Raw genomic sequence first — 11,323 nt, forward strand, 5'->3', positions numbered from 1 at the left:
GCAGGCGATCGCGCAGGGGCTCGAGCGGTTCGTGCCGGTGAGCGGCCGCTCGCAACTGCAGGCGCTCGTGCTCGACGGGGCCCCGTTGCTGCTGGTCAACGACAGCTACAACGCCAACCCCGATTCCGTGCGCGCCGCCATCGACGTGCTGGCCGAGCTGCCCGCGCCGCGCTGGCTGGTGCTGGGAGACATGGGCGAGGTGGGCGACCAGGGCCCGGCCTTCCATGCGGAGGTGGGGGGCTACGCGCGCGAACGCGGCATCGAGACGCTGTGGGCGGTGGGAGCGCTGAGCCTGCATGCCGCCCGCGCTTATGGCGGGGCAGCCGTGCATTTCGCGTCCACCGCCGATGCCGTGGCGGCGTTGGGTCAGCGGCCCGGCGGCGCGCGCAGCGTGCTCGTCAAGGGGTCGCGGTTCATGAAGATGGAACAGGTGGTGCAGGCGCTGCAGGCCCTGGCTGCTGTGGTGCACGACGATACGGCACGCCCGCAGGACCGCGGCGGCGCGCAGGGAAAGGATCTGCCATGCTGATCACGCTGGCGCAATGGCTGCAGGGGCTGTCGCCCGACTTCGGTTTCCTGCGTGTGGTGCAGTACCTCACGTTCCGCGCGGTAATGGCGGCCATGACGGCGCTGCTCATCGGCCTGGTCTTTGGCCCCTGGGTGATCCGCAAGCTCACCGAGTTGAAGATCGGCCAGCCCATCCGCGAATACGGTGTGCAGGCCCACCTGTCCAAGCGGGGCACGCCCACCATGGGTGGCGTGCTGATCCTGCTGGGCGTGACGGTGTCCACGCTGCTTTGGTTCGACTGGTCCAATCGCTTCGTCTGGATCGTGCTGCTCGTCACACTGGGCATGGGCGCCATCGGCTGGGTCGACGACTGGCGCAAGGTCGTGCAGAAGAACCCCGAGGGCATGCGCTCGCGCGAGAAGTATTTCTGGCAGTCGCTCATCGGTCTGGTGGCGGCCACCTATCTGGCCTTCGCGGTGTCCGAGTCGTCCAACCTGCGCGTGCTCGAACTCTTCGTGCGCTGGGTGCAGTCGGGCTTTGCCAACCCTCTGCCCCCCAATGCCGATCTTTTCGTGCCTTTCTTCAAGACGGTGAGCTATCCGCTGGGTGTGTGGGGCTTCATCATCCTGAGCTACCTGGTCATCGTGGGATCGAGCAATGCCGTCAACCTCACCGACGGCCTGGACGGCCTGGCCATCATGCCGGTGGTGATGGTGGGGTCGGCCCTGGGCGTGTTCGCCTATGTGGTGGGCAATGCGGTCTATTCGCGCTACCTGCTCTTTCCCTACATCCCCGGCGTGGGCGAGTTGCTGATCTTCTGCGCGGCGATGGCCGGCGCGGGGCTGGCCTTCCTGTGGTTCAACACGCACCCGGCCCAGGTCTTCATGGGCGACGTCGGGGCCCTGGCCCTGGGCGGTGCCCTGGGCACGATCGCAGTCATCACGCGCCAGGAGATCCTGCTGGCCGTCATGGGTGGCATCTTCGTCGTCGAGGCCCTGTCCGTGATGCTGCAGGTCGTCTATTTCAAGTACACCAAACGCAAGTACGGCGAGGGCCGGCGCATCCTCAAGATGGCGCCGCTGCACCATCACTTCGAGAAGTCCGGCTGGACCGAGACGCAGGTCGTGGTGCGCTTCTGGATCATCACCATGCTGCTGTGCCTGGTGGGACTGGCCTCGCTCAAGCTGCGCTGAACCAAGAACATCGAACACTCGCCATGAAGGATCTGCAAGGCATCACCGTTCTCGTGCTGGGGCTGGGCGCTTCGGGCCTGGCCATGGCGCGCTGGTGCGTGCGCTGCGGCGCCCGGGTGAAGGTCTGGGATTCGCGCGAGCAGCCGCCCCAGGCGCAGGCGCTGCGCCAGGAACTGCCCCAGGTCGAATTGCTCTCGGGCGAGGCCGTTCCTGCGCTGGTCGAGGGGGTGCAGCGCATCCTCAAGAGCCCCGGCCTGTCCCCGCACGACGAGCGACTGCAGGGGCTGCTGGCCGAGGCGGCCCGCCGGGCCGTGCCGGTGCACGGTGAGCTTGACCTCTTCGCCCGCGCGCTGGCCGACCTGAGGGCCGAGCGCCGCTATGCGCCCAAGATCGTGGCCGTCACCGGCACCAACGGCAAGACCACCACCACCGCGATGGCCGCACTGCTGATCGAGCGCGCCGGCCGCCGCGTGGCCACGGCCGGCAACATCGGGCCCACGATGCTCGACACCCTGGGCCGTGCCCTCGACCTCGAGCCCGAGGTGCCGGCCGACGTCGTGCAGGACACGGTCCCGGAGCCGCCGCTTCAGGTCTCGGCGCCGACCGAGGACGCCGGCGCGGTGGACGACGACACCCAGGCCGTCGAGGCCATCCACGAGGCCGAACGCCATATCGAAGAGACGCTCGAGGCCGTCGCGGCGCTCACGGGCGAGGACGAGCCGGCGCTGCGGATCGTGCCGCCCCCGCCCCCGCCGCCGGTGTTCGAACACCTGCCCGAGGTGTGGGTGCTGGAGCTGTCGAGCTTCCAGCTCGACGGGGTGCAAGGCTTCGAGCCCAGCGCCGCGGCCGTGCTCAACCTCAGCCAGGACCACCTGGACTGGCACGGCAGCATGGACGCCTACGCGGCGGCCAAGGCGCGCATCTTTGGCCGTGAGGCGGTGATGGTCATCAACCGCGACGATCCCCGGGTCGAGGCGATGGTGCCGGCGCCCCAGACCGTCGGCAAAGGGCGCTCGGCCAAGCTCATCGAACGGCAGGTGGTGCGCTTCGGTCTGGACGCCCCCACCCATCCCGGTGACTACGGTCTGGTCGTGGAGGGCGGCATGGCTTGGCTGGTGCGGGCGATGGCCTCCGACGAGCCCCAGAAGGCGGCCCGTCGTCGCAAGGACGACGCTGGCGAGGAACTGCACATCCAGCGCCTGATGCCGGCCGATGCGTTGCGCGTGCGCGGCCGTCACAACGCGGCCAATGCTTTGGCCGCCCTGGCGCTGGCCACCAGCGTCGGCTGCCCGCTGGCCCCGATGCTCCATGGCCTGCGCGAGTATGCCGGCGAGCCCCACCGCGTCCAGCACGTGGCCACGGTGGCTGGTGTGGACTACGTCGACGACAGCAAGGGCACCAACGTCGGCGCCACGGTGGCCGCGCTCACGGGGCTGGGGGCCGACCGGGAAGGTCGTCGGCTGCTCGTGATCCTGGGCGGCGACGGCAAGGGACAGGATTTCACACCGCTGGCCGACCCCGTCTCGCGTCACGCACGCTTCGTGGCGCTGATCGGGCGCGATGCCCCGGCCCTGGAGTGCGCGCTGGCCGCCACTGGTGTCACACTGGCGCGCTTCGACTCCCTGGAAGCCGCGGTGCGCGGCTGTGCCGAACGCGCCGAGCCCGGCGACGTCGTGCTGATGAGCCCGGCCTGCGCGAGCCTGGACATGTTCCGCAACTACGGTCATCGCGCTGAAGTCTTCATGGCCACCGTGCGGGCGCTGGCCGATGAGCGGGGAGAGATGGTGTGACTGCCACCTCGCGCACCACCGGCGGCTGGGACGCTTTCAAGGCGCGCCTGGCATCACTGTGGCCGGCGGCCGGCGGCAGGAAGGGTCGCGACGTGCCGGTGCGCGACTGGGTGGCCACCGGCCGGCCCGTCCGTCTGCGAGGATTCGACCAGACCCTGGTGTGGGTGGTCGTGGCCCTGCTCGCGCTGGGCCTGGTGATGGTCTATTCGGCCTCGGTAGCCCTGCCCGACAATCCGCGCTTTGCGCGCTATGCCTCCACGCACTTCCTCGTGCGCCATGCACTGTCGATCGGGCTGGCCTTCGTCGCCAGCCTCGTGGTGTTGCAGATCCCGATGCAGGCCTGGGAAAAGCATGCGCCCTGGCTGTTCGTGGGAGCCCTGGTGCTGCTGGCGGTGGTGCTGCTGCCCTTCATCGGCAAGGGCGTGAACGGTGCGCGCCGCTGGATCCCGCTGGGCTTTCTGAACTTCCAGCCTTCGGAACTGGCCAAGCTCGCAATCGCGATGTACGCCGCAGGCTATATGGTGCGCAAGATGGACGTCAAACAGCGCTTCTTCCAGGCCGTGGCGCCGATGGCCGCCGCGCTGGTGGTGGTGGGCGTGCTGCTGCTGGCCCAGCCCGACATGGGGGCCTTCATGGTGATCGCCGCCATCGCAATGGGCATCCTCTTCCTGGGGGGCGTGAACGGGCGCATGTTCTTCCTGATGGCCGCGCTCATCGTGGCGGCCTTCGTTGTGATGATCAGCGTCAGCGAATGGCGGCGCGAACGCATCTTCGCCTATCTCGACCCGTGGAACGAAGCCTACACCCTGGGCAAGGCCTACCAGCTCTCGCATTCGCTGATCGCCTTCGGTCGCGGCGAGATCTTCGGCCAGGGGCTGGGCTCCAGTGTGGAAAAGCTGCACTACCTGCCCGAGGCCCATACCGACTTCCTGCTGGCCGTGATCGGCGAGGAGCTGGGCTTCATCGGCGTGGCCGCCGTGATCTTCGCCTTCTTCTGGCTCACGCGGCGCATCTTCCACATCGGCCGCCAGGCCATTGCGCTCGACCGTGTCTTCTCGGGTCTGCTGGCGCAGGGCATCGGCATCTGGATGGGCGGGCAGGCCTTCATCAACATGGGCGTGAACCTGGGAGTGCTGCCCACCAAGGGCCTGACCTTGCCGCTGCTGAGCTATGGCGGCTCGGCCATCCTGATGAACTGCATCGCCATCGCCGTCGTGCTGCGCATCGACATCGAAAACAGGCAGCTCATGAGGGGAGGTCGGACGTGACCCATCACCTCGTCATCATGGCCGCAGGCACCGGTGGTCACATCATTCCGGGCCTGGCCGTGGCGCAGGAAATGCAGCGCCGCGGCTGGAGCGTGAGTTGGCTGGGCACGACCACCGGCATGGAAAACCGCCTGGTGCCGGCGGCCGGCATCGCGCTGGACACCATCGGGTTCACGGGCCTGCGCGGCAAGGGGTGGTGGCACACCCTCACCGGTGGCCTGCGCCTGTTGGCCGCCTTCGTGTCGTGCTGGCGCATCCTGGGCCAGCGCAGAGCCGACGCCGTGCTGGGCATGGGGGGGTATGTGTGCTTCCCCGGCGGCGTGATGGCTGCGGCACGCCTGAAGCCGCTGGTGCTGGTGAATGCCGATGCCTCGTTGCTGCTGAGCAACCGTGCGCTGCTGCCGGTGGCCGATGCCGTGGCTTTTGGCTTCGATGGGGCGGCCGCCACGAAGACGAAGCGGGCGGTGGTCACCGGCAACCCGGTGCGTGAAGAGATCGAAGCCCTGCCGGGCCCCGAGGAGCGCTTGGCCGGCCGCGAAGGCCCGCTGCGTGTGCTGGTGGTGGGCGGCAGCCTGGGCGCGCGCGTGCTCAACGAGATCATGCCCAAGGCTGTGGCGCGGATTGCGGCCGAGGAACGCCCGAGCGTGGTCCATCAGACCGGCGCGCTCAACCGCGATGCGGTCAAAGCGCTGTACCAGGCCGAGGGTCTGGACCCCGACCGCGATGTTGAGGTCTTGCCCTTCATCGACGACATGGCCCGACGGCTGGCCGAGTGCGACGTGGTCGTTTGCCGCGCCGGCGCGGTCACCGTGAGCGAGCTGTGCGCCGCCGGCGTGGCCAGCGTGCTGGTGCCGCTGCTGGCGAGCACCACCTCGCACCAGCGCGACAACGCCCAGTACATGGCCCAGCACGGTGCGGCGCTGCACCTGCCGCAGGCCGAACTTACGCCCGAGCGCCTGGCCGAGGTCCTGCGCGGCCTGGACCGCGAGACCCTCAGAACCATGGCACGCAAGGCCCGCAGCCTGGCCCGTCCGCGCGCCGCGGCCCGCGTGGCCGACGAAATCGAAAAGCTGGTGCATGCCCACCGCGGAGGTGCACGATGAAACACGCCGTCAAACACATCCACTTCGTCGGCGTGGGGGGCGCCGGCATGAGCGGCATCGCCGAGGTGCTCTTCAACCTGGGCTACACCGTCTCGGGTTCGGACCAGAGCGACAGTGCCACGGTGCGTCGCCTGGCGGCCCTGGGTCTGAAGGTGATGATCGGCCACGATGCCGAGAACATCGCCGGGGCCGACGCCATCGTCACCTCCACGGCGGTGCGCGGCGACAACCCCGAAGTGATCGCTGCCCGCGCGCACCGTGTTCCGGTGGTGCCACGCGCGGTGATGCTGGCCGAGCTGATGCGCCTGAAGCAGGGCATCGCGATCGCCGGCACGCACGGCAAGACCACCACCACCAGCTTAGTGGCCAGCGCGCTGGGCGAGGCCGGCGTCGATCCCACCTTCGTGATCGGCGGGCGCCTGAACAGCGCCGGCGCCAATTCCCGCCTGGGGTCGGGGCAGTACATCGTCGTCGAGGCCGACGAATCCGATGCCTCCTTCCTGAACCTGATGCCCATCGTCTCGGTCGTCACCAACATCGATGCCGACCACATGGAGACCTACGGCCACGACTATGCGAGGCTGAAGGCGGCTTTCGTCGACTTTCTGCACCGCATGCCTTTCTACGGTGCGGCCATCCTGTGTGCCGACGACCCTGGCGTGCGCTCCATCATCCCGATGATCTCGCGCCCGGTGGTCACCTACGGCTTCGGTCCGGACGTGCAGGTGCGCGCCGTCGACGTGCGTGCCGAGGGTGCTCGCATGCACTTCACCTGCCAACGCCGCAACGGTGTGGCCATGCCCGATCTCGAGGTCACGCTCAACCTGCCGGGTGAACACAACGTGCTCAATGCCCTGGCCGTGATCGGCGTGTGCACTGAACTCGAATTGCCCGATGCCCCGGTGCTGAAGGCCCTAGCGGAGTTCAAGGGGGTGGGCCGGCGCTTCCAGCGCTACGGTGACCTGCCGGCCACGGGGGGCGGCCACTTCACGCTGATCGACGACTATGGCCATCACCCCGTCGAGATGGCCGCCACGCTGGCGGCCGCGCGCGGTGCCTTCCCGGGCCGCCGCTTGGTGCTGGCCTTCCAGCCGCACCGCTACACCCGCACGCGCGACTGCTTCGAAGACTTCGTCAAAGTCATCGGCCAGGGTGCCGATGTGGTGCTGCTCACCGAGGTCTATGCCGCCGGCGAGTCGCCCATCGTGGCCGCCGACGGCCGCTCGCTGGCACGCGCCCTGCGTGTGGCCGGCAAGCTCGATCCGGTCTTCGTCGATGAGATCGGCGACATGGCCCAGGCCATCGTCGACCATGCGCGTGACGGCGACGTGGTCATCACGATGGGGGCGGGCAGCATCGGCGGGGTGCCGGCCCAGGTGCTGGAGTTGTTGAAGGAATCCGCATGAAGTTCGACCTGTCTTCCATTGATGTGAAGGCGCTGGGCAAAGTGGCCGTGCTGATGGGCGGCCTGTCGGCCGAGCGCGAGGTCTCGCTGATGTCCGGCACCGGCGTGCTGCAGGCGCTGCAGTCCCAGGGGGTCGATGCTCACCCCTTCGATCCGGCCGAGCGCGACCTGTGCGAGCTCAAGCGCGAAGGCTTCGCGCGCTGCTTCATCGCCCTGCACGGCCGCTTCGGCGAGGACGGCACGGTGCAAGGCGCGCTGGAACTGCTGCGTATCCCCTACACCGGCTCGGGCGTGATGGCCTCCAGCATGGCGATGGACAAGATCATGACCAAGCGCGTCTGGCGTTTCGAGGGCCTGCCCACGCCCGACTGGCGCCTGGTGGGCAGCGCCGAGGAAACCCGTGCCGCCCTGCAGGCCCTGGGCGCACCGATGATCGTCAAGCCTGCGCGCGAAGGCTCCACCATCGGTCTGACCAAGGTGGAGCGCGTCGAGCAGTGTGACGCCGCCTATGCCCTGGCTGCGACCTACGACCCCGAGGTGCTGTGCGAGGAATTCATCGCCGGCGACGAGACCACCTGCCCGGTGCTGGGCGAGGGGGTCTCGGCCCAGGCCCTGCCAGTGATCCGCATCGTGGCGCCCGAGGGCAACTATGACTACCAGAACAAGTACTTCACCGACACCACGCAGTACCACTGCCCGAGCGGCCTGCCGCAGGCGGAAGAACGCGAGATCCAGCGCATCGTCGTGCAGGCCTACCGCACCCTGGGCTGCCGCGGCTGGGGCCGCGCCGACGTGATGATCCGTGCCAGCGACCGCCGGCCCTTCCTGCTGGAGATCAACACGTCGCCGGGGATGACCGGCCATTCCCTGGTGCCCATGTCGGCGCGTGCCGCCGGGCTGTCCTACGAGCAGCTCTGCCTGTGGCTGGTGTCGCAGGCGGGGTTGGAACACCGTGTGGGTAACTGAACCATGCCGCTGGACGTCCGCCTCATGAACGCCACCGCCGCCGTGCTGTGCGCACTGGCTGCGCTGGTCTTCCTGTGGGCGGCGGCAAGCTGGGTGGTGCGCTGGCCCATGTTCTCGATCCGGGCCATCCGCATCGACGGCGACGTGGCCCGCAACTCGGCGGCCACGATCCGTGCCAATGCCTTGCCGCGGTTGAGTGGCAACCTCTTCACGATGGATCTTGCGCGCAGCCAGCAGGCTTTCCAGGCCGTGCCCTGGGTGCGCCAGGCCGTAGTGCGCCGGGTGTGGCCCAACCGGCTGGCCGTCACACTCGAAGAGCATGTGCCAGTGGCCTACTGGCGTGGCGCCAAGGGCGAGGACCGCATCGTCAACAGCTTCGGCGAGGTCTTCGAGGCCAACCTGGGCGATGTCGAGGACGAGAACCTGCCCACGCTGATCGGGCCCGAAGGCAGCGCGGCGCGGGTGCTGGCGCTGTACCGCGAGGTGGCCCCCGTGCTGGCCCGCCTGGGCTCGCCGGTGGTACAGCTCGGCCTGTCCGAACGTGGTCACTGGCACGCGGAGCTCGACAATGGCGCGCGCATCGAACTGGGCCGTGGCAGCTCCGAGGAGGTGATGGCCCGCATCGATCGGCTGGTGGCCACGATCGGCCAGGTCACCGCACGCTACCCCGGACCGCTCGAGTACGCCGACCTGCGCCACCGTGACGGCTACGCCGTGCGCATCCGCGGGGTGACCACACAGACGACCCCGGCTGCAAGGAATTGAGGATTTTCATGGCCAAGGAATACAAGGATCTCGTCGTCGGCCTGGACATCGGCACCGCCAAGGTGATGGCGGTCGTCGCTGAAGTGTTGCCCAGCGGGGAGCTGCGCTTGGCGGGGCTGGGCGTGGCTCCCTCCCACGGGCTCAAGCGCGGCGTGGTGGTCAACATCGACGCCACCGTGCAGTCCATCCAGCAGGCCCTGAAAGAGGCCGAGATGATGGCCGACTGCAAGATCACGCGCGTGTACACCGGCATCACCGGCAGCCACATCCGCGGGCAGAACAGCACCGGCATGGTGATCGTGCGCGACAAGGAGGTCACGCCCATCGACGTGGCGCGCGTGGTCGAGACCGCCAAGGCCATCAACATCCCCAACGACCAGAAGCTGCTGCTGGTCGAACCGCAGGAGTTCGTGATCGATGGGCACGAAGTGAAGGAGCCCATCGGCATGAGCGGCGGGCGCCTGGAGGTCAAGGTGCACATCGTCACTGGTGCGCAGAGTGCGGCCGAGAACATCATCAAGTGTGTGCGCCGCTGCGGCCTGGAGGTCGAGCAGCTCGTGCTCAATCCCAGCGCCTCGGCGGCGGCGGTGCTCACCGAGGATGAAAAGGACCTGGGCGTGTGCCTGGTCGACATCGGCGCCGGCACGACCGACGTGTCCATCTTCACCGACGGCTCCATCCGCCACACCGCGGTCATTCCCATCGCCGGGGATCTGATCACCAGCGACATCGCGATGGCACTGCGCACGCCCACGAAGGATGCCGAGGAGATCAAGGTGGAGTCGGGCGTGGCAAAGCAGATGCTGGCCGACCCGGACGAGCAGGTCGAAGTGCCGGGTCTGGGCGACCGCGCCCCGCGCATGCTCAGCCGCCAGGCCCTGGCCGGCGTGATCGAGCCGCGCGTGGAGGAGATCTTCTCGCTGGTGCACCAGGTCATCCGAGAAAGCGGCTATGAGGAGCTGCTGTCCTCGGGCATCGTGCTGGCCGGGGGCTCGGCCGTGATGCCCGGGATGGTCGAACTGGGCGAGGACATCTTCCTCAAGCCCGTGCGCAAGGGCATTCCGACCTACTCGGGGGCCCTGCATGACATGGTGGCCAATCCGCGCTCGGCCACCGTGATGGGTTTGCTGGAGGAGGCGCGTCTGTCGCGCGTGCGCGGTCACCGGGCGGCCCAGCAGGCCGGTTCGGTGCAGTCGTTCTTTGGACGGGTGAAGGACTGGTTCATCGGGAATTTTTGAGCGTGGGGCCGGAAGAAGACCCCGCATGTGTTTCTTGTGTGATGGCAACTGCAACGACGAAGGAGGTTCATCATGGCTATCGAGATGATTGAAGAGTTCAACCTGGGCACGCAGATCAAGGTGATCGGCGTGGGTGGCGGCGGCGGCAACGCGGTCGAGCACATGATGGCCCAGGGCGTGCAGGGCGTGGAGTTCATCTGCGCCAACACCGACGCCCAGGCGCTCAACCGCTCCTCGGCGCACAAGCTCATCCAGCTCGGCACCACCGGCCTGGGGGCCGGCTCCAAGCCCGAGGCCGGCAAGGCCGCGGCCGAGGAGGCGGTGGACCGCATCCGTGAGGCGGTCGACGGCGCCCACATGCTCTTCATCACCGCCGGCATGGGCGGCGGCACCGGCACGGGGGCAGCTCCGGTGATCGCCCGGGTGGCCAAGGAGATGGGCATCCTGACCGTGGGCGTGGTCACCAAGCCCTTCGAGTTCGAGGGCAACCGCCGCATGAAGCAGGCCGACGCCGGGCTGGCCGAACTGGAGGCCAATGTCGATTCGCTGATCGTGGTGCTCAACGAGAAGCTGCTGGAAGTGCTGGGTGACGACATCACCCAGGAGGAGGCCTTCAGCCAGGCCAATGACGTGCTGAAGAACGCGGTGGGCGGCATCAGCGACATCATCCACATCCCCGGCCTGGTCAACGTCGACTTCGAGGACGTGAAGACCGTGATGAGCGAGCCCGGCAAGGCCATGATGGGCACGGCGGTGGCCAGTGGTCCCGACCGCGCCAGCAAGGCCGCCGAGGCGGCCGTGGCCTGCCCGCTGCTCGAAGGCATCGACCTGTCCGGCGCGCGTGGTGTGCTGGTGCTGATCGCCGCCAGCAAGAGCACCTTCAAGCTGAGCGAGTCGCGCAACGCGATGAACACCATCCGCCGCTACGCCGCCGAGGATGCCCATGTCATCTACGGCACCGCCTACGACGAAAGCCTGGGCGACCAATTGCGCGTCACCGTGATCGCCACCGGCCTGTCGCCCCAGGCGCGCCGCCAGCAGGCCCCCATCAGCGTGGTGCACTCGCAGCCGGCGCTGCGCACCGGCA

General features: G+C 68.4%; 10 protein-coding genes. All 10 read left to right on the plus strand.

Features of this window, described 5'->3' with window-relative positions; all coding sequences use genetic code 11:
- Nucleotides 1-529 (plus strand): glutamate ligase domain-containing protein (locus ACK42S_RS11145; RefSeq protein ID WP_409707100.1); only part of this gene is annotated, 529 nt, incomplete at its 5' end.
- Nucleotides 523-1,701 (plus strand): phospho-N-acetylmuramoyl-pentapeptide-transferase, encoded by a 1,179-nt coding sequence (gene mraY / locus ACK42S_RS11150; protein ID WP_409707103.1) that lies wholly within the window; start codon nucleotides 523-525, stop codon nucleotides 1,699-1,701. The genes ACK42S_RS11145 and mraY, both read left to right, overlap by 7 nt.
- 23 nt (nucleotides 1,702-1,724) lie before the next feature.
- Nucleotides 1,725-3,491 (plus strand): UDP-N-acetylmuramoyl-L-alanine--D-glutamate ligase, encoded by a 1,767-nt coding sequence (gene murD, locus ACK42S_RS11155; RefSeq protein ID WP_409707106.1) that lies wholly within the window; start codon nucleotides 1,725-1,727, stop codon nucleotides 3,489-3,491.
- Nucleotides 3,488-4,759 carry a putative lipid II flippase FtsW gene (ftsW, locus tag ACK42S_RS11160; RefSeq protein ID WP_409707109.1) on the plus strand — a complete coding sequence of 424 codons (1,272 nt, stop codon included), beginning with the start codon at nucleotides 3,488-3,490 and terminating at the stop codon, nucleotides 4,757-4,759. Before murD ends, ftsW begins: the two co-directional genes overlap by 4 nt.
- Before the next feature lie 17 nt (nucleotides 4,760-4,776).
- The gene (gene murG / locus ACK42S_RS11165) at nucleotides 4,777-5,862 is read left to right on the plus strand and encodes an undecaprenyldiphospho-muramoylpentapeptide beta-N-acetylglucosaminyltransferase (RefSeq protein ID WP_409707128.1); all 1,086 of its coding nucleotides are present in this window, start codon (nucleotides 4,777-4,779) and stop codon (nucleotides 5,860-5,862) included.
- Entirely contained in the window at nucleotides 5,859-7,268 is a 1,410-nt protein-coding gene (murC, locus tag ACK42S_RS11170; protein ID WP_409707112.1) for a UDP-N-acetylmuramate--L-alanine ligase, read from the plus strand. Before murG ends, murC begins: the two co-directional genes overlap by 4 nt.
- Nucleotides 7,265-8,233 carry a D-alanine--D-alanine ligase gene (locus ACK42S_RS11175; RefSeq protein ID WP_409707115.1) on the plus strand — a complete coding sequence of 323 codons (969 nt, stop codon included), beginning with the start codon at nucleotides 7,265-7,267 and terminating at the stop codon, nucleotides 8,231-8,233. The genes murC and ACK42S_RS11175 overlap by 4 nt, the downstream gene beginning before the upstream one ends.
- A 3-nt stretch (nucleotides 8,234-8,236) precedes the next feature.
- Nucleotides 8,237-8,998 carry a cell division protein FtsQ/DivIB gene (locus tag ACK42S_RS11180; protein ID WP_409707118.1) on the plus strand — a complete coding sequence of 254 codons (762 nt, stop codon included), beginning with the start codon at nucleotides 8,237-8,239 and terminating at the stop codon, nucleotides 8,996-8,998.
- 8 nt (nucleotides 8,999-9,006) lie between these two features.
- Nucleotides 9,007-10,236 (plus strand): cell division protein FtsA, encoded by a 1,230-nt coding sequence (gene ftsA / locus ACK42S_RS11185; RefSeq protein ID WP_409707121.1) that lies wholly within the window; start codon nucleotides 9,007-9,009, stop codon nucleotides 10,234-10,236.
- A gap of 72 nt (nucleotides 10,237-10,308) precedes the next feature.
- The coding region (gene ftsZ / locus ACK42S_RS11190; protein WP_409707125.1) for a cell division protein FtsZ at nucleotides 10,309-11,323 on the plus strand (1,015 nt) is incomplete at its 3' end.

This window comes from Caldimonas sp., assembly GCF_046289365.1.
Classification (GTDB): Bacteria; Pseudomonadota; Gammaproteobacteria; order Burkholderiales; family Burkholderiaceae_C; genus Caldimonas.

Coding starts and splice junctions, on each gene's coding strand:
- murD (WP_409707106.1), top strand. CDS start 1,725: ATGAAGGATCTGCAAGGCATCACCGTTCTCGTGCTGGGGCTGGGCGCT.
- murG (WP_409707128.1), top strand. CDS start 4,777: ATGGCCGCAGGCACCGGTGGTCACATCATTCCGGGCCTGGCCGTGGCG.
- mraY (WP_409707103.1), top strand. CDS start 523: ATGCTGATCACGCTGGCGCAATGGCTGCAGGGGCTGTCGCCCGACTTC.
- ACK42S_RS11175 (WP_409707115.1), top strand. CDS start 7,265: ATGAAGTTCGACCTGTCTTCCATTGATGTGAAGGCGCTGGGCAAAGTG.
- ftsA (WP_409707121.1), top strand. CDS start 9,007: ATGGCCAAGGAATACAAGGATCTCGTCGTCGGCCTGGACATCGGCACC.
- ACK42S_RS11180 (WP_409707118.1), top strand. CDS start 8,237: ATGCCGCTGGACGTCCGCCTCATGAACGCCACCGCCGCCGTGCTGTGC.
- murC (WP_409707112.1), top strand. CDS start 5,859: ATGAAACACGCCGTCAAACACATCCACTTCGTCGGCGTGGGGGGCGCC.